The sequence below is a fragment of the Janthinobacterium kochi genome (assembly GCF_051380715.1).
GTDB lineage: Bacteria > Pseudomonadota > Gammaproteobacteria > Burkholderiales > Burkholderiaceae_D > Janthinobacterium.
The window spans coordinates 1-23,993 of the sequence record NZ_JBNYXO010000019.1; the positions used below are offsets into that span (position 1 = coordinate 1).

Sequence of the window (23,993 nt, forward strand, 5' to 3'; positions counted from 1 at the left end):
TCGAAAAAAGAGAGGTCAGCAAGGCGGCGGCCGCGCAAAGCCAGTGCCACGTCAAGCACTATTTCATTGATTTGCCAGCAATTGCGCGGGCTTGCTCCTTAACTTGGGTGGATTGGGGGGGAAGCCGAGCCTGCCATATCCCTACACGGCGACGGCCCGTCCATACGATGAATAATTGGCCTGGTTCCTCTCAGGCAATCTCATGACTGGCGCAACTTCGCGCCAGTCATCCACAAGTAACGTGGATGCCGCCGGCGGCAGTTTGTCACTGCCTGGCGACCTGCGGCAGGGACACTCAAAGCGTAGACTGCCGCACATCGGTCCGCGCTGCCCGCACGCCCAAGCCGCCTACGACCATCTATCTGCTTCGGCACGCATCCAGGCGGGCCAATGTCACGCCGACATACGCGCCCACGCAGCGCGCATCGCGCGTGTGAAACGCGTCTTCCACTTGCAGCAAGCCGCAGTCGCAGATGACGGGGTCCACCTGGGTCACGACACCCAGCGCCAGGTAGCGCCAGCCGTCAAGCCGGCGCAGCCCCTGCTCCCGGCCCGGATTGGCGTGGAAGATGACGTCCCAGTCGTCACGCTCGCTGGGCATGGGCGACAGTTCCGCCTTGAAAAGCGTGCCGGCAGCCATCTGCGCGCCACCGAACTCGTCCATCACGTGCAGGCGCTGGCCATCGACCTCGATGACGGCTTCCAGATACTCTCCCTCGGAAGCGATGAAGGTAGCGGCAACGATGCTGGCCGTCACTTCTGCGCCTGCTCCAGCAGGGCCGGCAATTCTTTCAGCAAGGCGTCGCGCGTGCGCAGGCCCGCCGATGGCAGGCCTTTCTGCTCGTCCTGCACCAGGCGCGCGAAGACGATGCTGCGCTCGCCCTTGCTGGCCCAGCCCACGAACCAGCCATAGCCATGCGCTTCGTCAAAGCTGCCGTCGGCCTTGCGCGGGAAGGCCGCGCCCGTCTTGCCATGCACTTGCCAGCCATCCACGTCCGCCAGGCGTGTCAGGCGACGCGTTTCCTGCATCGCCTGCTTGCTCACGGGCAGCTGATAATTGACCAGTTTGCGCAAGAAGCCAAGTTGTTCCAGCGGAGAGATCTTCAGCGAAGAACTGATCCACGAGCGCTCCAGGCTGTTGTCCTTGCCCGGGTCGCCCGACACATCCGCATTGCCATAGCGCAAAGCCTTGGCGTACTTCTGGAAGCGCTCGGCGCCCAGCGCCTGCGTGATCTGTTGCGAATACCAGACCACGGAATACTGCATCCAGCGCGACGGGTCCGTATCCTGGCGCCAGGCGTCGCCGCCCCAGTCCGCATAGCCCTGGCGGTATGGCAGGGTCGGCTTGTGCTCATCGTTGAGGAAACCGGCGTCGTAGCCCATCAGACTGAGCGCGATCTTGAAGGTGGATGCAGGGGTGACGCGGTCGATGCAATTACCCTCTTGCAACAAGACGGCGCCCGTTCTGGCGTCGGCCATGGCGGTGCAGATAGTGGCGGCCTGGACTTGCGAGGCGGCCAGCGTGGCGCCTGTCAAGCCGAGGATGAACTGGAAGAATGCGCAATATTTCATGGGCCTCCGGGGCTGGGGGAGAGTAGGAAAGCGAAATTGTACCGGGCAGCGCGGCGCGATGCCAGCGCTGATGCAGTACATGCGTGCTAAGTAACCCCCAATAAATTATTGTGTTTTCTGACTTCCATAACCGGCGCTCTGCGGCGTTGCCCGCTACTAGCAGTGCTCGCACTGCGTCGCAGCGGGCGCCTTGCATAGCATCCGGTTCTGTTCGTCATAAATTTACAATAATTTCCTGACGATTACTTAACGCCCCGCCGGTGCGCCCGGCTGGCGTTGCCGCTTCAAATGCTCTTCTTCCAGCTCGTCCATGCCCAGCTTTTCCTCGTCGATCAGCGCACGTTCGCGCCGTTCGCGTTCCAGTTCCTGTTCCAGGGCGCCTTCGCCAGGCTCCTGCGCGATGTTCTCCGGCATGCTGTCTTCCTCCACGGTGGTTGAGTGAAAAGCTCAGGCACGCTGGCCCGCCTGCGCCACGGCATCGTGCGGATGCAGGCTTTCCATATGCCGTACGGTAACACGCGCCTGCGCATAATGTGACGCCGGTGACGCCAGCGCCGCCTGCACGCGGCGGGCCGCGTCTTCCACATACATCAGATTAGCACCATTCAAGCGCGCGAACGCCTGCTCGTCGGCCCGTTTCACGGCCGTTTGCAGCGGCGTCGCCAGCGCCGCTTCGACCAGGTCGATCAGGGGAAACAGGTCCAGCTCCGCCTGTTCCGTCAATGACACGCTGACCGTCGCCGTACTGCGCTGGCTGTGCGGCGTGGCCAGGCTCGCATGCTCCTGCAGCCAGTCGCGGGCGGCGGCGGCATCAAAGCCTCCGTTGCCGAATTTCGCCGCAAAGGCGTCGGCGAGCACTTGCCGCGCCAGCGCCGCCGAGCACGGACAGGTCGAGGAATAGCCGATTTCTACCGTCAGGGACAGGGCAAAGCCCTGCGGAGAAACGTTCGCCTGCAGGCGCACGGGATACGACTTCCAGCCAGACAGCCCCGCCGTCAGCAGCGCCGGCTGGCGCCGCAGCACGGGGAACGCCAGCGTCAGGCGCGCCTGCGTACTGCCGCAATCGGCGTGGCTGGCCACCATGCGCCGCAGCACGGCGGCCAGCGGGCCCGCATCGAGCGGCTGCGCGATGGCAAACGCATCGAGCAGCAGATACAAACGCGACATATGGATGCCCTTGACGTGCGGCGCGGGCAAATCGACCTGCACGTCGGCCCAGGCATGGACCTGCTGCGCCTGCCCGCCCTCTTCCAGCCACAAGGGCAAGGCGACGCCCTGCATGCCGACCCACTTCAGCGGCAAGGGGTAGCCCAGATGGGGTCCGGCCGCCACGTCGGGCAGGGGCGAAGAAAGGGAATCGCGCTTCATGGTGATGGTTCCATATGCAAACAAGTTGCATATGATGGAGAAAAACCATCGCATTTGCAAGTTTCTTGCATTATTGGTGGCATATTGACAGATCAGCTGGCCTTGCGAAACGTCAGATTGATGCGCTGCGCGCCCAGCACCGCGTGTTCGCCCTCTTTCAGGGGCGCCACGCCGTGGAAGCGCAGGCGGTCGGCGCCGCCCCACACCACCACGTCGCCATGCAGCAGGGCGATGCGCGCCGCCTTGTCGGCCCGCTCGGCGCCGCCGAACAGGAAAGTGGCGGGCAGCCCCAGCGAGACGGAGACGATGGGCGCGGTGAAATCGCATTCATCGCGGTCCTGGTGCAGGGCCATGCGCGCTCCAGGCGCATAGCGGTTGACAAGGCAGGCGTCGGGCGTGAAGCCCGGATAGCCGGCCGCCAGCGCCGCTTGCTGCGCCAGGCGCAGGAACACGGGCGGCATGGGCGGCCACGGAAGGCCGCTGGCCGGATCGTGGCGCGCGTAGCGGTAGCCGCGTCCATCCGTGATCCAGCCCAGGGGGCCGCAATTGCTCATGGCAACGGACATGCGCAAGCCGCCCGGCGTGGCCATGTGGCGCAGGGGCGCCGCCAGCACGATGGCGTCCAGCGCCGGCAGCACCTCGCCCAGATATGGCAGCGCAAAGCCGCGCAGCAGGACCGACGCGCACGAGCCGGGCACCAGCGGCGCCGGGCCGGCCGGAGCCTGGTCTTCATCGGCAAACAGGGACAGGTTCATGCCGCCTATTTTAGCCGCGCCACGGAAAAAGCGCGCGCGACAGCCCCATGCTGCGCTACAGTGGCGTTTCCAGCCACTACTTGACTCCCTGACGATGGATCATTACGCCGATTTGCTGCACACCCTAGCGCAACAGGAAGAATCCCTGCAATTCGAACGCTTCGACAACGACGCCGCGCTGGCCGTGGGCCTGTGGATCGTCGAAGAAGTGCGCAAGCGGGGCAAGGCCGTCACCGTCAACATCACGCGCAACGGTCAAATCCTGTTCCACCACGCCATGACGGGCGCCACGGCGGACCAGGCGGACTGGATACGTCGCAAGAACAATACGGTGCAGCGCTTTTGCCGCAGCTCCTACTACATGGGCATCTCGTATAAAAGCCGCGGCAGCACCTTCGAAGACGTGAAATACCTCGATGACATCGAGTATGCGGGCCATGGCGGCGCGTTCCCTCTGCTGATACGCGGCGTGGGACTGGTCGGCACGGTGAGCGTTTCCGGCCTGGCGCAGGCCGACGACCACGCGCTGGTGGTGGCCGCGCTGCAGGCGCAGCTGGACACCCAGCGGGACAAATAATCAGGCGGCCAGCGCCCGGCGCAAGGCGGCGCGCGCCAGCAGGCGCGTGGAATCGAGCGTCGGCAGCGGCGAATTGGCGTCGCTGATGATCAGCGGGATTTCCGTGCAGCCGAGAATCACGGCGTCGCAGCCCTGCTCTTGCAAGCCGCCGATGATGGCCTGGAAGCGCGCCACGCTGTCCGCTTTGACCACGCCTGGCACCAGCTCCTCCATGATGATGCGGTTGATCTCGCTGCGCGCGTCCTCGCCGGGCCGCACGCAATCGATGCCGCGCGCGGCCAGCATGTCCGGATACACGGCACTGTCGACCAGCCAGCGCGTGCCCGTCAGGCCGACTCGTTGGTAACCCTGCTCGGCCGCTTCGCCGGCGACGACGTCGGCGATATGCAGCCAGGGCAGCGGCGAACGGGGCGCCATCAGGGCAAACGCCTGGTGGATGGTGTTGTCGGGGCAGATCAGGAAATCGGCGCCGGCAGCGGCCAGCTTGTGCGCCGACGCCAGCATCAGTTCGGCCACGCCGGCCAGGTCGCCCGCCTTCAGACAGTCCACATAGCGCGCCAGCGACGGCGTGTGCAGCGTGATTTCCGGGTGCGCATACGGCCCCAGTGCGTGCGCGCCCTCTTCGCAGATGGTGCGGTAGCACAGGGCCGCGCCTTCGGCCGAACAGCCGACGATGCCGATATGTTGTGTCATGTGATCTTCCCTTTCAATTAAATGCGCTGGCCGCCGTCGATGGGAATTTCCGCGCCCGTGATGTACGAGGCGCGCTCGCTGCATAAAAACTCCACCAGGTCGGCCACTTCGGCCGTCGTGCCCAGGCGGCGCAGCGGGATTTGCGTGTCGACGATATGCGAGGTGCCGGGCGACAAAATCGCCGTATCGATCTCGCCCGGCGCGATGGCGTTGACGCGCACGTTCAGCGGCGCCATGTCGTTGGCCATTTCGCGCGTCAGCGACGCCAGCGCCGCCTTCGAACTGGCGTAGGCCGAGCCGGCGAACGGGTGCACGCGGTAGCCGGCGATCGAGCACAGGTTCACGACGGAGCCGTGCGCATTCGACAATTCCTGCGCAAAGCCGCGCGTCAGCGCCAGCGGCGCAAAGAAATTCGTGTTGTACATTTCTTGCCAGGTCTGCATGTCGGTGGTCAGCGAATTGACGCGCGAACCGCCCGGCCCCTTCGGCGACACGCCCGCATTGTTCACCAGCGCATGCAGCTTCGAGTCGCCCAGCATGGGGCGCAGGGTCTCGACCATCTGCCCGATCTGGCTTAAATCCGACAGATCCATGCACACATGCGTATTGTGCTCCTGGCTGCGCGGACAGCCGCCGGGAATCGGGCTGCGCGAGACGGTGATGACGCGCCAGCCCAGGCTGCGGAAGCGTTCCGCCACGGCGTGGCCGATGCCGCGGCTGGCGCCCGTGACGATGGCGGTTTTTTGTTCAGTCATGTTCTTCCTTGTCCTGTTCTGCGTTTTTTTCTGCAATACCTGCAGCGTGACTGCGCTCCTGGCGCATGACATAGGCCAGCATCTGCGTGCCGCCGTCGAGAATGTCCTGTTCGATGGCGCGTCGCGCGGCCGCGCTGTCGCGCTGGCGCAGCGCGCTGATGATGGCGTGGTGGTGGCCCACCCGCATGTCGGGCGAAAAGCTGGCGTAGCCGGCGGCGATCAGGGGCGCCGTCTGCATCCACAAGTGGTCGACGAAGCGTTTCAATGTCGGCATGCCGGCAGCCTGCGCCAGCCCCAGGTGAAACGCCTGGTTGCATTGCAGGGCCGCCGCCAGGTCGTGCCGTGCAATGGCCTCTTCATTCGCTTGCAGCAGGCGTTCCAGGTCGGCCAGGGTGGCGTCGTCGATGCGCTGCGCCGCCTCGAACGCGCCCAGCCCTTCCAGTTCCAGGCGCAGCGCGCGGATTTCCAGGTAGCGCGCCACGCTCAGCACGGGCACGCGGAAGTCGCGCGGCGAGCGCAGCACCAGCGCCTCTTCCTGCACCAGTTGCAGCATGGCGTCGCGCACGGGCGTGACGCTGGTGCCCAGCTGCAGCGCCAGCTCGCGGATGCGCAGCCGGTCATTCGGCTGGAAGCGCCCCGCCGCCAGCGCTTCGCGCAGCATCGCATACACGGATTTGCCCAGGTTGACGTGTACCAGGCTGTCCAGGGGATGGTTCATCGGCGGTTTGAGAAGTTGGTTTGAAAAGTTGGTTTGAAAGTCGGCAAATTATGATGCATCATACATCAACATGAAAAACAAGGTTTTTCCCCGTGTGCGCCGCAGACAAAAAACACGGCAAGAACGTACAATCAGCCGCCACCGCATTGAAAGGATCGCACTTGAACTGGGACTATCCGCACGCCTGCACCCTGCCCGTCACGCCAGAAGCGGGCGACATCGACGGCTTGCAGCATACGAACAACGCCGTGTATGTGCGCTGGTGCGAGCATGTCGCCTGGCACCACTCGGCCACCCTGGGGCTGGACCTGGACGATTACCGGCGCCTGGACCGGGCCATGGCGATCCGCCGCAGCGAATATGATTATTTGCTGCCCACGCGCGAAAACGAGGCCTTGACCCTGGCCACCTGGCTGTGCGCCAGCGATGGCCGCTCCAGCATGGAACGGCGCTTCCAGCTGATCCGCGACAGCGACGGCGCCACCGTTGTGCGCGGACGCTGGGACTTGATCTGCATCGAATTGAGCAGCGGTCGCGCGCGCCGCCTGCCGCCCGAGTTTTTGGCCGTGTACGAACCGGCCATCGTCACGGCGCGCCAGAGCGCGCAGGATCAAGCGGCCAGGCGCGCCGGTTCCAGCGCAATCAGCACCAGCAAAATGGCCAGCGGCACGGCCACCGCGGCAAAGCCCACGGCCAGGTAGGCAAAGGCGGCCAGGATGGCGCCCACGGCAAAGCCCAGCAGCGGCCAGAAGCATTTGACGCAGCGCTCGCGCGTGGCGCCGTCGGCCGCGCCGCGCAGCACGTCGACCGTGTCGATCACCAATTGTGTCACATTGCCCGTCATCATGGACGTGGGCGCCAGGTGCGCCAGCAGCAGGCGGCTGATGCCGCTATGCGTGCCCATGGCCGCCGCGCCGAACAGGCCGGCCGTCATGGCCAGCGCACCCGGCTCTGGCCCCAGCGGTTCGGCCAGCACGCCAGACACCATGAAACCGAGCAGCAAAGCCAGCTCCAGCAGCAGCGCCAGGCGCAGTGCCGGTCCGCCGCGGCGTTCGACCGCCACGCTCAAGAGCCGCGCCGCCGCCACGCCCAGGATAAACGCGGGAAACGCCAGCAGCTTGAGGGCGATCGAGGCATGTGTGGCGTTGGCCAGCGCCGCGCCGATCAGCACGAAGTTGCCCGTCACATGGGCCGTGAACAGGCCAAACAGGGCGACAAAGCCCAGGGTATCGACATAGCCGGCCAAAAAGCCCAGGCTGATGCCCTGCAAACGGCTGCGCTGCGCAAGATTCATACACGCTCCTCAAAAATTTGCCATCATGATACCGTGCGCCCGTCGCCGGGGGCAGCGGTTTTGCGCGCCGTTCGGCGAAGATGCGCGGCTTTTCTTGCGCCCCCGCAGTGCAACATGCATTTCGCTCCTGCTTTGCGCGCCCATGCTTTAGAATCAGCGACCTCAGCCCCGTAAAAACAGGATAAAACATATGACGGCAGTCGGGAATACCGAACCACAAGAGCTCAAGCGCGGCCTGAAAAGCCGCCACATCCAGCTCATTGCCCTGGGCGGCGCCATCGGCACCGGCCTGTTTCTGGGCATCGCGCAAACCATCAAGATGGCCGGCCCTTCCGTGCTGCTGGGCTATGGCATCGCCGGCGTGATCGCCTTCCTGATCATGCGCCAGCTGGGCGAGATGGTGGTCGACGAACCCGTCGCCGGCTCCTTCAGCTATTTCGCCGACAAATACTGCGGCCACCTGCCCGGCTTCCTGTCGGGCTGGAATTACTGGGTACTGTACGTGCTGGTCAGCATGGCCGAGCTGACGGCCGTCGGCATCTATGTACAGTACTGGTGGCCGGGCGTGCCTACCTGGGTCTCGGCGCTCATCTTCTTTTGCGCCATCAACGCCATCAGTTTGTTGAATGTCAAAGCGTTTGGCGAAATGGAATTCTGGTTCGCCCTCATCAAGGTGGTTGCCATCATCGGCATGATCGTCTTCGGCGCCTACCTGCTCGCTTCCGGCGAGGCGGGCCCGCAGGCGTCGGTGGCCAATCTGTGGCAGCACGGCGGCTTCTTCCCGAATGGCTGGCAGGGCCTGGTGATGGCCATGGCCGTCATCATGTTCTCGTTCGGCGGCCTGGAACTGGTGGGCATCACGGCGGCCGAGGCGGATGACCCGAGCACGACGATTCCACGCGCCACCAACCAGGCCATCTACCGCATCCTGATTTTCTATATCGGCGCACTCGGCATTTTGCTGTCGCTGTACCCGTGGCAAAACGTCGTCACCGGCGGCAGCCCGTTCGTGCTGATCTTCCATGCGCTCGACAGCAACCTGGTGGCCACCGCCCTCAACGTGGTGGTGCTGACGGCCGCCCTGTCCGTCTACAACAGCGGCGTGTACTGCAACACGCGCATGCTGTTCGGCCTGGCCAAGCAAGGCAATGCGCCGCGCGCCCTGCTGCACCTGAACCGCCGCGGCGTGCCGCTGGCGGCGCTGGGCGTATCGGCCCTGGCCACGGGCGCCTGCGTGGTGGTCAATTACTTCATGCCAGGCGAAGCCTTCGAAGTGCTGATGGGCCTGGTGGTCTCGGCACTGATCATCAACTGGGCCATGATCAGCTGGATCCACCTGCGCTTCCGCGCACAGAAAAAAATCGAAGGCAAGACGACGCTGTTCCAGAGCCTGGGCTACCCGTTCACCAACTACCTGTGCCTGGTCTTCCTGGCCGGCATCCTGGTGATCATGTATCTGACGCCGGGCCTGCGCATCTCCGTCTACCTGATTCCCGTGTGGCTCGCTGCGCTGGGCGTCGGTTACTGGATCAAGCAAAGCAAGGCCAAGGCATAGGCTGCTTTACGCCATGTCGGGCACAAACAAAAAGCCCGTCTTCGCAGGAAGGCGGGCTTTTGGCATTGCGCGCTGTCTATTCCTAAGCGGCGGGGGCCTCGCCCTCCTCCGGCAGCACATCAGCTTGCCACAGGCTGATTGTCTGGCCCGGATATGACTGCAGCAGCACCTCGTCACCCAGCGTTTGCAGCAACTGCGCACGCTGCTCCGCTTTTTTCTCGGGCGTCATGCCCAGCTCGTCCGTCTTGTACGGCCCCAGCACACCCACCAGGTCGCGCAGCAGCGTATGGTTGGTCGGCGTGGTGACATCCGATTCCACCTTGGCCAGCACATATTTCATGATGTGCGTGGACTGGCTCGCTTCCTGCTGCAGGCTGGCCTTGACCAGCTTGCCATCCTTGTAGGCCATTTTCGCATCGCTGCTGGCCGTATCCTCGATCTGATGATACGTGTAGTTTTGCGACTCCACCTGGTCAGTCAGGCGCAGGGGCACGCCGGGGATCAAAGTCTGATGGAAACTGGCACTCAGTTTCGATTGCTGCTGCTGGCGCAGCGTGCGGTCATCCTGGCTGGCGCCGGCCACGCTCGTCTTTTGCGACAGCTCATACTGGAAGCCATCCCGTTCCGATGAACGCATGGGGTTGCTGAATTTCACCGTTTGCGACACGGACGCGGCGAAGTCCGGCAAGCCCGTCAGCATGGCCCGGTCTTCGGCGGCCAGCCGCCATTTGCCGTCTTCCGGCAGACTGGTACCGGCTGGCGGCAGCGGGGCATTGCTGTGCATGGCCGTAAACGCATCCTTGAACATGGACATCAGTCCGGCATCGCCGTGGCCGCGCGAAGCGGCCTGGTCAATCTGCTTGATGTAGCTGTTCATGGCCTTCGCTTGCCGCTCCTTGCTACCCATAGCATGCAGCTGGCTGGCGTCGACTTTCACGTCCAGCGATCCGGCCACGCCGCTGAAGCTGACCTTGCGCTGCGCGCTGTCGGCCTGAAAGTCGAGCGTCTGCATGCTTTGCGGCTCGGTGCGCACTTTCACTTCCGCATGCAAATTCACCGATGCCAGCACCTCCTGGTCGAATTGCATCAGGCCGCTCAACTTGATCTTCGGCTGCCCTTTCGCCATGCCATTGATGGCTTCCTGGAACGCGTCGGCCAGGCCGCCCAGCGCGTCGGCCTCGGCCTCGCTGAGTTCGCCGCTCGTGCTCATGCGCACGGCCAGGCCATCGTCCTGGCTGTCGAGCGACAACTTGACCTCCACGCCGCTCTTGGTGGTGATGCTGAGAGTGACCCTGTCTTCGCCATTGCCGTGCAGGCTGGCCGGCGGCAAGGCCCCGATTTCGCTGTAGGTATTGGGCTCCATGCGCGGCGGCGATTGCTGCACCGCCTGCGACACATTGCGCACGCCACCCTTGATCTGCTCAAGCAAGGCCGCGCCCAAGCCGCCGAAACGGCCGCCAAACGTGCGCGAAGAAAAGTTTTTCGTCATTTGCTCGCTGACACCATCGCGCGACGGGCTTTCCCATATCTTCGGCGAAGGCACGAGATACGATACGGCCGGCGGGCCGCCGAAGGCGACGATGGTGGAAGGGGTCGGCGCCGGGGATGAGGGCGTATCGGCCCTGCTTGCCGTAGCGGCAGACGAACGGGACGGGCTTGGATTCCAGCTCGGGATCGAGGAGACGGAGGTCATGGTCGTTATGCTTTGCTAAACGAGTAGTGGTGTATGGGTAAGATATTCATAACTTTCAGTTTTTGATAACAATCAACCGTCAAGCTAACCCCGTTGCAGCCAGACGTGGGATACACGCCGCTTCAGTGGCAGGCAGACACGGCTATAACGACGTGAAATGTAAAATCATGAGCACAATGTGGCATGAAATTTTTTCATTCTTGACGTAAATCACGCTCCGCCCCAGTGGCGGCGCCAGCGCGGGCGCGCCATCTAACTCAAATTGGAACTGTTGCCGCAAGTAAATTTATACTGTTGCTCAAATGATGAAAGTGACTATGTGTGACTTTTCATCTACCAGCAATCACTATGATCGCTGAATGCTTCGTGATAAATCCGCATCTGCTTATGCGGAACAGGAAGCGCGGCCTTAAGGAGGCAGTATGAAATTTATGAACTTAACAATCGCCAAGCGGCTCAGTCTGGGCTTTGGCCTGGTCGCCATGTTCCTGTTGCTGGTCATCACGCTGGGGTTGACCAGCATGCGCCAAATCCAGGACCGCATGGATGAAACCACCAAGGTCAACAACGTCGAAACCAGCCTGGCCCAAACCATGGATTTGACGGTCACCGAACGGGCGCTGGCAATGCGCAATCTGATTTTGCTGAAAGAGGACAAGGAAATCCAGATCGAAGTCACGCGCATCGCGGCGCAGGAAAAGAAATACGCTGCCGCCCAGCAAAAGCTGAGCAAAATGTTCGCCCAACGGGAAGGCACTTCTAACGAAGAAAGAAACCTGCTTGAACAAATCCGCAGGCAAAGCGAGCTGGCCGCCCCGTTTATTCAAAGGGCCGCCACGCTGGCGCTGAACCAGAAGCAGGACGATGCCTACAAGCTGCTACGCTATGAATTCCGCCCCGTGCAAAAGCAATGGTGGGAATTGCTGCGCACCTTGATCGCCGTCGAAGAAAAGCAGAATAACGAAGCGTCTATCAATGCCGAGGCTGCCTACAGCCAGGCGCGCATGGTGATGCTGATCATCGGCTCGCTGGCGCTGGTCACCAGCCTGTTGGCCGCGGTGCTGATCACGCGCGGGGTGACGCGTCAGCTCGGTTGCGAGCCCGGCGAAGCGGCGGCGATCGCCGGCCAGATCGCCAGCGGCAACCTGGCCGTCCCCATTCACACCCGCGCCGGCGACACGCACAGCCTGCTGTTCGCCATGCAATCGATGCGCGACAGCCTGGCGCAAATCGTCCAGCAAGTGCATACCAGCACCGAGACCATCGCCACGGCGGCGGGGCAAATCGCCATGGGCAACCTGGACTTGTCTTCGCGCACGGAGCAGCAGGCCAGCACGCTGGAAGAAACCGCTTCCTCGATGGAAGAATTGACCAGCACCGTACGCATCAACACCGACCATGCGCGCCAGGCCAACGGGCTGGCCGAATCGGCTTCCGATGTCGCCACCAAGGGCGGCGCCGTGGTAGCGCAGGTGGTCGACACCATGGCGGCCATCGATGTCTCGGCGCGCAAGATCGTCGACATCATCGCCGTCATCGACGGCATCGCCTTCCAGACGAATATCCTGGCGCTGAACGCGGCGGTCGAAGCGGCGCGCGCCGGAGAACAGGGGCGCGGCTTCGCCGTGGTGGCCACCGAGGTGCGCAATCTGGCGCAGCGCTCGGCCGCGGCGGCCAAGGAAATCAAGGACTTGATCGGCGACTCGGTCGACAAAGTCCAGGCCGGCAACCGCCTGGTCGAACAAGCCGGATCGACCATGCACGAGGTGGTCGCCAGCGTCAGGCGCGTCACCGGCATCATGTCTGAAATGATGTCCGCCAGCCAGGAGCAATCGGCCGGCATCGAGCAAATCAATATGGCCGTGACGCAAATGGACAATGTGACGCAGCAAAACGCGGCCTTGGTCGAGGAAGCCGCCGCCGCCGCGCAAGCCATGCAGGAACAGGTCAACAGCCTGAACGATGTGGTCAGCGTCTTCCGCGTGGGAAATATGGCCGGCGGCCGCGATGCGGAACTGCGCTTGGCAAGCCGTCCGCCAACTCCCCTGGCTGTGCGGCGCGCGCCCGCCACGGCGAAGCCGGCGCGTTCCGCAGCGGCCAAACCCCGCGAAATCGAGTGGCAATAGTTCTAAGCCGGCAACGGGGGAGTAGCACATGGGTAAGCTGGAACAGATAGACGCGGCGGGCGGCGTGGCGGTAGCGCACATCTTCCCGCATGGGGGCCATATCAACAAGGAACAGCGCGGCCCGCTGGCCGGCCAGCGGGCCGCGACGCTATGGCTGACCGGCCTGAGCGGAGCGGGTAAATCGACGCTGGCGTACGCGCTGGAAAGGCGGCTGCTGGCGGTGGGCCACCTGAGCTGCGTGCTCGACGGCGACAATATGCGGCATCACCTGAATGGCGACCTGGGTTTTTCTCCCCGCGACCGCCAGGAAAACATCCGCCGTAGCGCCGTCGTGGCCAGGCTGATGAACGACGCCGGCATGATGGTCATCTGCGCCTTCATCTCGCCGCTGCGCAGCGACCGCGAGATGGCGCGCCAGATCATCGGCAGCGACAATTTTATCGAAACCTACGTGAGCACGCCGTCCGCGCTGTGCGAGGAACGCGATCCCAAGGGACTGTACAAAAAAGCGCGGGCCGGTCTGATCCCGTCATTTACGGGCGTCTCCGCGCCTTACGAGACACCGCTGGCGCCGGCGCTGACGCTGGACACGGCCACGCTGTCGCTGGAACAGTCCTGCGAGCGGCTGTTCCAGCAACTGTGCCTGCGCTTTATCTGATGCCACACGAATGCCTATTTCAAGGAATGATGAGATGAGTTCCACGCACCATCCCGGCGACGGCGCGCGCCCGCGCCCTGTCATGATGATCGCGCTGCGCCGCTGCGGCAGCCATGCCCTGCGCCTGCGCCTGAACCTGTCGCCGCAGTTTTATTCACCCTATCCGCTGCACCTGGTCGATATGATGCCGCTGCTGCCCCTGTACGGCGACTTGCGCGACGACCGCGCCTACTTTCGCCTGGTGGTCGATGTGGTGGGCCTGGCGGCGGCCAGCATGGTCAAGTGGCCAGGGGTCGTCTTCGATCCGGTGGAAATCTTCGAGACGCTGCGCGGGCAGCCGCGCAGCATCCACCGCGTGGCATGGGAGCTGTTGCTGCGCGCCGGCGAACGCCGCCACGCGCAGGTGGTCATGGACAAGTCGCTCGACAGCGTGCACTACGCCGACGACATCGTGCAGCTGTATCCGGACATGCTGTTCCTGAACGTGGTGCGCGATCCGCGCGCGCAAGTGGCGTCGATGAACCGCGCCATCATCCACGATTTCGACACGCTGCTCAATGCCAGGACCTGGCTGGCCGCGCATATGGCAGCCGACCATGTCATGCAACGCTATCCGCAGCGCGTGCTGACGATACGCTATGAAGACTTCCTGGCGCGGCAACAAGAGACGCTGGAAACCGTATGCAATTTCCTTGGCATCGCCTTCCTGCCGCAAATGCTGGACGTGGCCGCTTCGTCGGAAGCGCGGCAGATTGCGCAGTTGTCGTCCCTCTGGTCGGCCAACTGCTATGCGCCGATTGCAGCCAACATCGACAAATTCAAGCAGCAACTGTCGGACGATGACATCAACCTCATCGAAACGCTCACCGGCCCGTATATGGACCGCTACGGCTACACGCGCCTCAGCCGCGGCGACGCCAGCATCACGCCCGCGCTGATCGAGATGGCGGGCATGCGCTCGGCGCAAGGACGCGAACGCGCCTGGCGCGCCCTGGAACAGGACAATTTCCGCGACTACGTGCTGCGCCGCTGCCGCGCCGACTATCTGGCCCAGCTGCATGCACGCCTCAGCGAGAGCAGCTTCGCCCCTGGCAGCGGCGCTATCGTCGCACTGGACGAACTCGACCCGGCCGCGTTTGTCGTCAGCGATTGATCCCGGCCGCTCAACGTGCCGCCAACGCCTGACGCCGCTCCAGCTTGAACAAGGCCATCGCCTGCTCCAGGTGCGAGGCTTGCTCCTGCAGCGCGGCCGAGGCGGACGCCGACTGTTCCACCAGCGCCGCGTTCTGCTGCGTCACCGCGTCCATTTGCGTGACGGCTTGCTGCACCTGGCCGATGCCATGGCTCTGTTCGCGCGATGCCGTGGCGATCTCGTGCATCAACTGGTGCACGCGCTCCACGGCCACCAGCATCTCGCCGCTGCTGGAACCGGCCTGGGCGGCCAGTTCGGCACCCTGCGCCACCTGCCGCAAGGATTCCGCGATCAATTGCTTGATTTCGCTGGCCGCCGCCGAACTGCGCTGGGCCAGGCTGCGCACCTCGCTGGCCACCACGGCAAAGCCGCGCCCCTGCTCGCCCGCGCGCGCCGCCTCGACGGCAGCGTTCAGGGCCAGGATATTCGTCTGGAAGGCGATCGCCTCGATAATGCCCGTGATATCGCCGATCTTCCTGGACGAAACGCTGATGGCGCCCATCATGGCCACCATCTGGCCGACGATATCGCCGCCCTTGTCGGCCAGGCCATGCGCCTTGCCCGCCATGTCGCTGGCCTGCGCCGCATTGCTGCTGTTTTGCCGCACCGTGGCCGCCAGTTCCTCCATACTGGAAGCGGTCTGCTGCAGCGACGATGCCTGCGCTTCGGTGCGGCCCGACAGGTCCTGATTGCCGGCAGCGATTTCGCGGGTGGCCACGCTGATGTGCAGAAAGTTGCCGCGCACATCGCCGACGATGGAATGCAGGTTCACGCGCAGTTGCCGTAGCGAACGCAGCAACTGCCCCACCTCGTCGCGTCGCGACGTGCCCATGTCCTGTGTCAAGTCGCCGCCGGCCATCACGTCGCAGGCCATGCGCGCCTGTTGCAGCGGACGCAGCACGGCGCCATGCAGCGAATGCCAGAACAGGCCGATGGCGCACAGCGACAGCAACGACAGCGCCGTGATCCAGGCGCCTGCCGCCACTGGCAGCAGTCCCGCATTCCAGCCCAATTGAAGCAACAGGACGGCGCTCAGCAAGCCGAGGTTCCAGGCGATGCGCTTGCCCAGCGCTATGTCGCGCAGACGCAACACTCTGGCCAGCCAGCCCATGCCCACGACAGCACCCTGGCTCAGCGCAATGTCGTCGGCCTGCCCCGCCTTGATGCGCGCGTACAATGCCGCCGCCTGCGCCACTTGCTGGCGGCTGGGCTTGGTGCGCACCGACATGTAGCCGACGGCCACGCCATCCTCGATCACGGGCGTCACGTTCGCCAGCACCCAGTAATAGTCGCCATTCTTGCAGCGGTTCTTGACCATCCCGCTCCAGGAACGACCGGAGCGGATGGTGGCCCAGAAATCGGCAAAGGCCTGCACCGGCATGTCGGGATGGCGCAGGATATTTTGTGGCGCACCCATCAATTCTTGCGCCGTGTAACCACTGATCGCTATGAAATATGGATTTGCGTAGGTAATATTACCTTGCAAGTCAGTGGTCGACACAATGGTCTCGGTATCGCTCAGGGTGATCTCGCGGTCGCTTACTGGCAGGTTCAATCGCATGCTTGGTTTCTCGCTTGTAGCCCGTATACCGAATGGTAGACGAACAGGTTGGCCGCATGCCGTCACCATGCACTGGCGACATGGATGGCATGCACAGATACCTTTATCTTAAAGTTTGACCATGCCTAAAAGCAACTTTTTGGCCGACAAACTCTTACAAAACATGTTAAGTGTGACAATAATGGCGAATCGATTCTCATTCAGTCGATAACCGGCATGGCAGTGCGCCGGTGATACCGGATCGGCAGGCCGCCAACGGAGGGAAACATTTCCCAGAACGAACATGCCATAGACAATCTCAACTAGAATACGAGCATATGGAACACAAGATTAGCGCGCCGATTGCCAGCTTCACCGATTTGCTGCTCGACGCCGTGTGCATGGTCGATGTGCACGGCCGCTTTGTCTACGTCAGCGCCGCCTGCGAACGTATTTTCGGTTACACGCAGGAAGAAATGATAGGCATGGCCATGCTCGACCTGGTCGCGCCGGCCGACCGCCAGCGCACCATCGCCGCGGCCCAGGCCATCATGAACGGCCATGCCCAGGTCCACTTTGAAAACCGCTACACGAGGAAGGACGGGCGGCTCGTGCACATCATGTGGTCGGCCCGCTGGTCAGCCACAGACCAGCTGCGTGTGGCCGTGGCGCGCGATATCACGGTACTCAAACAGGCGCAGGCGAAGCAAGCCGCGCTGTATGCCATTTCCGAGGCAGCGCATGCGACCGAGGAGCTGCCGGCCCTGCTGCAGCACATCCACCAGATCGTCTGCGAGCTGCTGCCCGCCTGCGGCTTGATCGTGTCCCTGCAGGACGAGCATGGCCAGCACTTTCACCACGCGCATCATGAACAGGAGGACACGCCGGCAACCCATGCGGCGCTGGCCAGCCTGCTGTGCGAGGAAGTGCAACGCAATGGCAGCGCGCTACTGATCGAGCCTGGCCGCCTGGCAAGCTTGCCGCCCGCGCTGCAAGCATTGGCTGGCAAGCTGCTGGAGTACTGGCTCGCCGTCCCCCTGCAAGCGTCGCGCGGCATCATCGGCGCGCTGGCATTGCAAGGCGGCCAGGGCGGCACCGCCTATACCGAGCAAGAGCAGGATTTGCTGCAATTCGTCGCCAAGCAGCTCGCCATCGCCATCGAGCGCAAGCAATTGCACAGCCGCATGCGCTTCATGGCCATGCACGATGAACTAACCCGCCTGCCGAATCGGCGCCTGTTCCATGACCGCCTTCAGACGGCGTTTGCGCGTGCCCACCGCCAGGATGGCAGGCTGTCGCTGCTGTTTATTGACCTGAACCGATTCAAATTAATCAATGACCACTACGGCCATGCCTGCGGCGACCTGCTGCTGCAAGCCGTGGCGGGCAGGATCCGGGATTGCCTGCGCGAGACCGATACCCTGGCCCGCCTGGGCGGCGACGAATTCGTCGTGCTAGTGGAAAACAATCCACTGCCGGTGGATGCCATGCTGATCGAGCAAAAAATCCACGCGGCGCTGGCCACCCCGCTGCAGCTCGGCGATGGCCGCCGCCTGCACATCAGCGTCAGCATCGGCGTCGCGCACTATCCGGAACACGGCGAGAGCATGCAGCAACTGCTGCGCCACGCCGACCGCGCCATGTACGTCGCCAAGTCCCGATCACTGACGCCGGACTATCTGCACGCGCCGGAATAAGGCGCGCGGACAGAAACACCGACGCCAACGCGCATGCCGACTATCATCATGCAACACTTCTTTTTGACTTGCCCGCTTGTTCAAGCGCTTGCCGCCCGGAGCAATACCGGCAATAGGTGGCCACGCTCCTTGATTCGCGATCCGCCTGCCCGTCGACGATGCGCTCAGCCTGGAACCGGGCGCCAGCGTCAAGCTGTACCTGAACGTGGCGCCGCTGGGCACCGTCGCCGGCGTGCTGACCCAGTCCAGCTACGAACCGACGCTGAGCGGCGAAGGCGTCGTCGCCTATCATTTGAAGGCCGACCTGGCGCCCGGCGAGCCGGTGCAGCGCATCGGCTTGAAAGGCACGGCCAAGCTGTACGGCGGCTGGGCGCCGCTGATCTGCCACGTGCTGCGCAAGCCGCTGGCCGTGGCCCGCCGCACGCTGGACGTTTGATCTGGGACGCAGACCGGCGCGCCTGCCCCGTGGTATACTTTTCAGCGATGATGCGACTCTTCAAGACATGGCTGATCCTGATATTGATGACGCTGCTGCCGCTGCAAGCGGCCGCTGCAGGCATACGCATGTCCTGTGCAAATGGCGCGCAGGACGTAGCGCACAAGGTGCCGGCGCGCGCCAGCGCGCAGTCTTGCCACCAGGCCCAGGCAACGCCCAACATGGACGGCGCGGACAGTGCGCCCGGCGAGCGGCATACCGTTTGCAGCGCCTGTTCCGCCTTGTGCATGGGCGCACTCATGTCCCCGGCCATCGCCCCTGCTCTTCCCGCCTGCAGCGGCGCGGAAAGCGTGACCATGACAGATACCCCGCTGCTGGCGGGTTTCGTGCCCGGCGGCCCGCGCCGGCCACCCCGGCACACCTGATTTCCCGCTACGCCATCCACCGGCACCAGACATCAGCCTGCCCTGGACCCTCGCGTCCACGGCCATCGTCCATTGATTCAGCACTTGAAAGATAACACCATGATCCTAAAATTTCTCCTGCGCGGCGTCTGCGCCGCCATGCTGGGCGTACCCCTGCTCGCCACGGCCGCCGCCCCCGTCATCGACGTCTATAAAAGCGCGTCGTGCGGCTGCTGCACCGCCTGGATCGAGCACCTGGAAGCGAACGGTTTTACCGTGCGCGCAAAGAACGTCGAGATGCCGGCGCAATATCGCCAGCGCGCCGGCATCCCCGACCAGTTCGGCTCGTGCCACACGGGCATCGTCAATGGCTATGCCATCGAGGGCCACGTGCCCGCCAGCGACATCAAGCGCCTGCTGCGTGAAAAGCCGCAGGCGAAGGGCCTGGCCGTGCCGGCCATGCCCATGGGCTCGCCAGGCATGGAAGGACCGCGCAAGGACCCCTACGACGTGTTCCTGGTGAAAGCCAATGGCGCTACGGTCTACCAGCACTACAAATAAGACTGAGCGGAAATGAAAAACGCCGCCGGGATTGCTCCCGGCGGCGTTTTTTATCAGGCAGTAAAGAGCTTACTGCCTGTCAAGACTGCATCAAATGCTGTCCAGCACCGCATTCAGGCTGGCGCTCGGACGCATGACCGCTTCCGTCTTCGCCGGATCGGGCAGGTAGTAGCCGCCGATATCGGTTTCCTTACCTTGTACTGCTTTCAGCTCGGCAACGATCTTTTCTTCGTTGTCGGCCAGGGCTTTGGCCACTGGCGCGAAGTGCGCCGCCAGTTCCGCATCGTCCTTCTGCGCTGCCAGGGCTTGCGCCCAGTACATGGCCAGGTAGAAATGGCTGCCGCGGTTGTCGAGTTCGCCGGTACGTGGCGATGGCGACTTGTTGTTGTCCAGCAGCTTGCCGGTGGCTTCGTCCAGGGTTTTCGCGAGGATTTTGGCCTTCGCATTGCCCGTCTTGATGCCCATGTCTTCCAGCGACACGGCGAGGGCCAGGAATTCACCCAGCGAATCCCAGCGCAAATGGTTCTCTTCCACCAGCTGCTTGACGTGTTTCGGTGCCGAACCGCCGGCGCCCGTTTCGTACATGCCGCCACCGGCCATCAACGGCACGATCGACAGCATCTTGGCGCTGGTGCCCAGTTCCAGGATCGGGAACAGGTCGGTCAGGTAATCGCGCAGGATGTTGCCGGTCACCGAGATGGTGTCCAGTCCACGGAAGGCGCGCTCCAGGGTGTAGCGCATGGCGCGCGTCTGCGACATGATCTGGATTTCCAGGCCGCTCGTGTCGTGCTCCTTCAGGTATACCTGCACCTTCTTGATGACTTCGTTCTCGTGCGGACGGTAGGAATCGAGCCAGAATACGGCCGGCATGCCCGAGTTGCGCGCGCGCGTGACGGCCAGCTTGACCCAGTCGCGGATCGGTGCGTCCTTGACCTGGCACATGCGCCAGATATCGCCCTCTTCGACCGTTTGCGTCAGCAGCACTTCGCCCGTTTCCAGGTCGGTGATGTTGGCGGTGCCACCTTCCGGCACTTCAAAGGTCTTGTCGTGCGAACCGTATTCTTCCGCTTGCTGCGCCATCAGGCCCACGTTCGGCACGGTGCCCATGGTCTTCGGATCGAAGTTGCCATGCCACTTGCAGAAACCGATCATTTCCTGGTAGATGCGCGCGAAAGTCGATTCCGGCATGACTGCCTTGACGTCTTTCGGACGGCCATCGGCGCCCCACATCTTGCCGCCGATACGGATCATGGCGGGCATCGACGCGTCGACGATGATGTCGTTCGGCGAATGGAAGTTGGTGATGCCCTTGGCCGAATCGACCATGGCCAGTTCCGGACGATTCGCGTGGCAGGCGTGCAAATCTTTCAGCACTTCATCTTTTTGCGACGCTGGCAGGGTCTCGATCTTGTCGTACAGGTTGCTCATGCCATTGTTGACATTCACGCCCAGCTTGTCGAACAGCTCGGCGTGCTTGGCGAACGCGTCCTTGTAGAAAATGCGCACGCAGTGGCCGAAGACGATCGGGTGCGAGACCTTCATCATGGTCGCCTTGACGTGCAGCGAGAACATCACGCCCGTCTTGAAGGCGTCGTCGATTTCCTTCTCGTAGAACTCCAGCAGCGCCTTCTTGCTCATGAACATGCTGTCGATGATTTCGCCCGCTTTCAGCGCAACCTTCGGTTTCAGCACGATGGTCTTGCCCGAGGCGGTGACCAGTTCCATCTTGACATCACGGGCCTTTTCCAGGGTCAGCGATTTTTCGCCATGGTAGAAGTCGCCATGATGCATATGCGAGACGTGGGTTTGCGACGCCTGGCTCCACTCGCCCATCGAATGCGGGTGCTTGCGTGCATACTCTTTGACAGCCTTCGGTGCGCGGCGGTCGGAATTGCCTTCACGCAGGACCGGATTGACCGAGCTGCCGATGCACTTGCCGTAACGGGCCTTCAAGGCTTTTTCTTCTTCCGTCTTCGCATCTTCCGGGTAATCCGGCAGCTTGTAGCCACGGCCTTGCAATTCGCGCACGCAAGCGATCAATTGACCTTGGGAAGCGCTGACGTTCGGCAATTTGATGATGTTGGTGTCTGGATTCTGGGTCAATTTGCCCAGTTCAGCCAGGGTATTCGGGACTTTTTGCGCGTCCGTCAGGAATTCGGGAAATTCGGCCAGTACACGCGACGCCACCGAAATATCAGTGGCGACGACATCCACGCCAGCCGGCGCGGTGAATTTTTTGATAATCGGCAGCAGGGAATACGTCGCGAGCAGCGGCGCCTCGTCAGTCAGCGTGTAGATGATTTTGGATTTTTGTGTTGCCATGTTCATTCCCTTGTATGCGGTGATGCCTGGTGGTTAACTTTCTTCATTCCAAACACAGGACGGTTAGCCTTGCTTTGGACGGCTAGTGTGCCGGCGGTGACGCCGTGCTTGCCCACCACGTATTTTAGACTGTCCTGCCGCTGTTTGTGTATCCGATGGCGACGAATCTTATATAAGACAGCAAATATCTGATGGTGACAGGCCAGGATGGCCATTTTTCGCGTTGAAATGCGCGCAGGGCAGGCTGCGGGGCATGTATTTATCAATGCAAAACCAATTCAATAAAGACAACTTCCTGGCACAAGCCGTGCCGCCACGGCGATCCATTCTCAGCGCCGCCCCAATTTGAACAGGGCCATGGCCTGCGCCAATTTCTCTTTATGCAAACAGACACTTGCAAACGCCACGGGATGTGATAGTTCGGTCGGATCAATTCTCATTCGTACCGGCTAACACCGGTACGCCGGCAATTTGGCATTCCCGCCAGTTGCCATCCGGGCGCCATCACGCCGCATCAGGAATAGGCGGCCTGGACTGTCGACGGATTTGACAGCCATCACGTTAGCCACCGATTTCCCACAATCATCTTCGATATGAATCAAGAACTTGCGCGTGATGGCCCTGTTCTTGCTCCGGCACGTGCTGCAGGCGTGACCTGCCTGCGATTCCGCCTTGCCCTTCACTCGCAGCACTTCAGGAGAGGACATCATGAATATCTTCGTACGAACCATCGCGCTGGCCGCCGCCAGCTTGCTGATGGTGGCGCAGAGCGCTGACGCCGCCGGCCCCCGGACCGAGCTCTTGAGCGGCGCCGGCCGCGGCTGGCTAGCCAGCCCCAATGGCGTCGATGGCTGGATTCCCGCCTATGGGCCCTACCCCAATCCGCTCACGATGCCGAATCCTTTCCTGAATGAACTGGGGATACACGCCAACCTGATGTGGTACTGGCCCGGCCCCGGCGCACCCGGCGCCAGCAGCCCGCCGACCACCGCGCATTTCCGCCGCCAGTTCCACCTGGAGCCGGAGAATGGCATGAAACCGCAAATCGTCGCGCTGATGGCGGCGGACGACGACATGACCCTGACGATCAACGGCACGCCCTTCGCCAGCTACCGCCTGGCTGACCATATGATGCCCAACGGCCAGCCAGAAGCCGTGGCGGTCGACATGACGCCGGCACTACGGCTCGGCGACAACCAGATCGACATCCGCGCGACCGATAACGGGGTGTATCACTGGGTGTTTTTCGACAGCTACAATATCCTTCACTCGAAGCAAGTGCTGGTGCAGCGGGCGCCGGCCCAGATCAGCCTGATCGGCGACAAGGATGAATTCCATTCCGACGACCTGGCCGACACGACGTCCAAGTCGCAGCACGTGCTCGACCTGCAGGACAAGCTCTTGCCGACGCCCGCCATCGACATGGACCAGCCCGCGCATAACCAGTCAGTGGGACTGACGCATGACATCAGCGTGCCGCAAGGCGCCACCATCACCTCGGCCAGCATCAAATTGCACATCAGGATGACGGGCGACATCGTCGACAACGACGTCATCCTGTTTAACCAGAGCATTATCACCGACCAGGGGCTGTCCACCAGGGTGATTGCCCTGCATGACCTGCTGGGCTTTCCGCCGCAAGCGGGCGCCACCTACGACCTGATCTGGAACCTGGCGAAGACGCCGCTGCGCAATGTTGCCTCCCCTACCGTGACCGGACAGCCCGACCAGGTGGTCAATGTCTTGCCCATGCTGGTCAGCGACAAGCGCCTGGACGTGCTGCTGGCTGACGGCACCATGGTCGATTACTCAGAGCTGAGCGTCACCTACACCAGCGTCAGCGCCGCGCCGGGCGACTTGAACAACGATGGCGCGGTCGACCGCGCCGACGTGAACATTCTGCTGCTGGGCCTGAACACCCTGGCGGCAGACGCAAACGACCCGCGCGACCTCGACCGTGATGGCCGGATCACCGCGCTCGACGTGCGCAAGCTGGTGGCCAACTGCAGCCACCCTTTGTGCAACTAGGCAAGCACTTTCATGCCGGCCGTACGCGACCGGCTTCCTCGATTCGCGG

The 23,993-nt window shown here is 62.9% G+C and carries 23 protein-coding genes; 11 read left to right on the forward strand and 12 right to left on the reverse strand.

The window, feature by feature from the left end:
* Window positions 1-358: 358 nt before the first annotated feature.
* The 5 genes from ACQ4WL_RS25650 to alkB all read right to left on the reverse strand — a co-directional run bounded on the left by ACQ4WL_RS25650 (window position 359) and on the right by alkB (window position 3,695).
* Entirely contained in the window at window positions 359-757 is a 399-nt protein-coding gene (locus tag ACQ4WL_RS25650) for a hypothetical protein (RefSeq protein WP_436512307.1), read from the reverse strand.
* On the reverse strand, window positions 754-1,572 hold the full coding sequence (gene blaOXA, locus ACQ4WL_RS25655) for a class D beta-lactamase (protein WP_436512309.1): 819 nt from the start codon (window positions 1,570-1,572) through the stop codon (window positions 754-756). Before blaOXA ends, ACQ4WL_RS25650 begins: the two co-directional genes overlap by 4 nt.
* A 246-nt stretch (window positions 1,573-1,818) precedes the next feature.
* Window positions 1,819-1,986: a hypothetical protein gene (locus ACQ4WL_RS25660; RefSeq protein ID WP_436512311.1), complete on the reverse strand. Its 168-nt coding sequence runs from the start codon at window positions 1,984-1,986 to the stop codon at window positions 1,819-1,821.
* 33 nt (window positions 1,987-2,019) lie between these two features.
* A complete protein-coding gene (folE2, locus tag ACQ4WL_RS25665) occupies window positions 2,020-2,940 on the reverse strand; it encodes a GTP cyclohydrolase FolE2 (RefSeq protein ID WP_436512313.1) in 921 nt (306 codons plus the stop codon).
* Window positions 2,941-3,032: 92 nt separating this feature from the next.
* Window positions 3,033-3,695 (reverse strand): DNA oxidative demethylase AlkB, encoded by a 663-nt coding sequence (gene alkB / locus ACQ4WL_RS25670; protein ID WP_436512315.1) that lies wholly within the window; start codon window positions 3,693-3,695, stop codon window positions 3,033-3,035.
* A gap of 94 nt (window positions 3,696-3,789) precedes the next feature.
* On the opposite strand from alkB, the gene ACQ4WL_RS25675 reads away from it, so the two are divergent.
* Window positions 3,790-4,272 (forward strand): heme-degrading domain-containing protein, encoded by a 483-nt coding sequence (locus ACQ4WL_RS25675; RefSeq protein ID WP_436512317.1) that lies wholly within the window; start codon window positions 3,790-3,792, stop codon window positions 4,270-4,272.
* Here ACQ4WL_RS25675 and ACQ4WL_RS25680 read toward each other — a convergent pair whose 3' ends face one another.
* The 3 genes from ACQ4WL_RS25680 to ACQ4WL_RS25690 are packed head-to-tail and all read right to left on the reverse strand — an operon-like array spanning window position 4,273 to window position 6,438.
* The gene (locus ACQ4WL_RS25680; protein WP_436512319.1) at window positions 4,273-4,965 is read right to left on the reverse strand and encodes an aspartate/glutamate racemase family protein; all 693 of its coding nucleotides are present in this window, start codon (window positions 4,963-4,965) and stop codon (window positions 4,273-4,275) included.
* 17 nt (window positions 4,966-4,982) lie between these two features.
* Window positions 4,983-5,720 carry an SDR family NAD(P)-dependent oxidoreductase gene (locus ACQ4WL_RS25685; RefSeq protein WP_436512321.1) on the reverse strand — a complete coding sequence of 246 codons (738 nt, stop codon included), beginning with the start codon at window positions 5,718-5,720 and terminating at the stop codon, window positions 4,983-4,985.
* Window positions 5,713-6,438, reverse strand: a complete 726-nt coding sequence (locus ACQ4WL_RS25690; protein ID WP_436512323.1) for a GntR family transcriptional regulator — start codon at window positions 6,436-6,438, stop codon at window positions 5,713-5,715. Before ACQ4WL_RS25690 ends, ACQ4WL_RS25685 begins: the two co-directional genes overlap by 8 nt.
* A 161-nt stretch (window positions 6,439-6,599) precedes the next feature.
* Here ACQ4WL_RS25690 and ACQ4WL_RS25695 point away from each other — a divergent pair, with 161 nt between their 5' ends.
* Entirely contained in the window at window positions 6,600-7,139 is a 540-nt protein-coding gene (locus tag ACQ4WL_RS25695; protein ID WP_436512325.1) for an acyl-CoA thioesterase, read from the forward strand.
* Here ACQ4WL_RS25695 and ACQ4WL_RS25700 read toward each other — a convergent pair.
* On the reverse strand, window positions 7,049-7,732 hold the full coding sequence (locus tag ACQ4WL_RS25700; RefSeq protein WP_436512326.1) for a YoaK family protein: 684 nt from the start codon (window positions 7,730-7,732) through the stop codon (window positions 7,049-7,051). The genes ACQ4WL_RS25695 and ACQ4WL_RS25700 overlap by 91 nt on opposite strands.
* A 190-nt stretch (window positions 7,733-7,922) precedes the next feature.
* Here ACQ4WL_RS25700 and ACQ4WL_RS25705 point away from each other — a divergent pair, with 190 nt between their 5' ends.
* Entirely contained in the window at window positions 7,923-9,287 is a 1,365-nt protein-coding gene (locus tag ACQ4WL_RS25705) for an amino acid permease (protein ID WP_436512328.1), read from the forward strand.
* Between the two features lie 82 nt (window positions 9,288-9,369).
* Here ACQ4WL_RS25705 and ACQ4WL_RS25710 read toward each other — a convergent pair whose 3' ends face one another.
* Entirely contained in the window at window positions 9,370-10,980 is a 1,611-nt protein-coding gene (locus ACQ4WL_RS25710; protein WP_436512329.1) for a hypothetical protein, read from the reverse strand.
* Window positions 10,981-11,402: 422 nt separating this feature from the next.
* Between ACQ4WL_RS25710 and ACQ4WL_RS25715 the strand changes: the two genes are divergently transcribed.
* Genes ACQ4WL_RS25715 through ACQ4WL_RS25725 form a run of 3 tightly spaced genes read left to right on the forward strand, consistent with a single transcriptional unit; the run spans window position 11,403 to window position 14,917 of the window.
* The gene (locus ACQ4WL_RS25715; RefSeq protein ID WP_436512330.1) at window positions 11,403-13,106 is read left to right on the forward strand and encodes a methyl-accepting chemotaxis protein; all 1,704 of its coding nucleotides are present in this window, start codon (window positions 11,403-11,405) and stop codon (window positions 13,104-13,106) included.
* Between the two features lie 28 nt (window positions 13,107-13,134).
* Window positions 13,135-13,764, forward strand: coding sequence for an adenylyl-sulfate kinase (cysC, locus tag ACQ4WL_RS25720; protein ID WP_436512332.1), 630 nt, complete (start codon window positions 13,135-13,137; stop codon window positions 13,762-13,764).
* A gap of 34 nt (window positions 13,765-13,798) precedes the next feature.
* Complete coding sequence (locus ACQ4WL_RS25725) at window positions 13,799-14,917, forward strand: sulfotransferase family protein (protein ID WP_436512334.1); 1,119 nt, start codon at window positions 13,799-13,801, stop codon at window positions 14,915-14,917.
* Window positions 14,918-14,927: 10 nt separating this feature from the next.
* Here the strand turns inward: ACQ4WL_RS25725 and ACQ4WL_RS25730 are convergent, their stop codons facing one another.
* Window positions 14,928-16,517 (reverse strand): methyl-accepting chemotaxis protein, encoded by a 1,590-nt coding sequence (locus ACQ4WL_RS25730; protein ID WP_436512336.1) that lies wholly within the window; start codon window positions 16,515-16,517, stop codon window positions 14,928-14,930.
* A gap of 317 nt (window positions 16,518-16,834) precedes the next feature.
* Between ACQ4WL_RS25730 and ACQ4WL_RS25735 the strand changes: the two genes are divergently transcribed.
* From ACQ4WL_RS25735 to ACQ4WL_RS25750, 4 genes are all read left to right on the forward strand, one after another.
* A complete protein-coding gene (locus ACQ4WL_RS25735; RefSeq protein ID WP_436512338.1) occupies window positions 16,835-18,193 on the forward strand; it encodes a sensor domain-containing protein in 1,359 nt (452 codons plus the stop codon).
* A gap of 205 nt (window positions 18,194-18,398) precedes the next feature.
* Complete coding sequence (locus tag ACQ4WL_RS25740) at window positions 18,399-18,629, forward strand: hypothetical protein (protein ID WP_436512340.1); 231 nt, start codon at window positions 18,399-18,401, stop codon at window positions 18,627-18,629.
* A gap of 128 nt (window positions 18,630-18,757) precedes the next feature.
* On the forward strand, window positions 18,758-19,054 hold the full coding sequence (locus ACQ4WL_RS25745) for a hypothetical protein (protein WP_436512342.1): 297 nt from the start codon (window positions 18,758-18,760) through the stop codon (window positions 19,052-19,054).
* 99 nt (window positions 19,055-19,153) lie between these two features.
* Window positions 19,154-19,594, forward strand: a complete 441-nt coding sequence (locus ACQ4WL_RS25750; protein WP_436512343.1) for a DUF411 domain-containing protein — start codon at window positions 19,154-19,156, stop codon at window positions 19,592-19,594.
* A gap of 90 nt (window positions 19,595-19,684) precedes the next feature.
* Here the strand turns inward: ACQ4WL_RS25750 and ACQ4WL_RS25755 are convergent, their stop codons facing one another.
* On the reverse strand, window positions 19,685-21,916 hold the full coding sequence (locus tag ACQ4WL_RS25755; protein WP_436512345.1) for an NADP-dependent isocitrate dehydrogenase: 2,232 nt from the start codon (window positions 21,914-21,916) through the stop codon (window positions 19,685-19,687).
* 708 nt (window positions 21,917-22,624) lie between these two features.
* On the opposite strand from ACQ4WL_RS25755, the gene ACQ4WL_RS25760 reads away from it, so the two are divergent.
* Window positions 22,625-23,944, forward strand: coding sequence for a dockerin type I repeat-containing protein (locus ACQ4WL_RS25760; RefSeq protein ID WP_436512346.1), 1,320 nt, complete (start codon window positions 22,625-22,627; stop codon window positions 23,942-23,944).
* Window positions 23,945-23,993 lie beyond the last annotated feature (49 nt).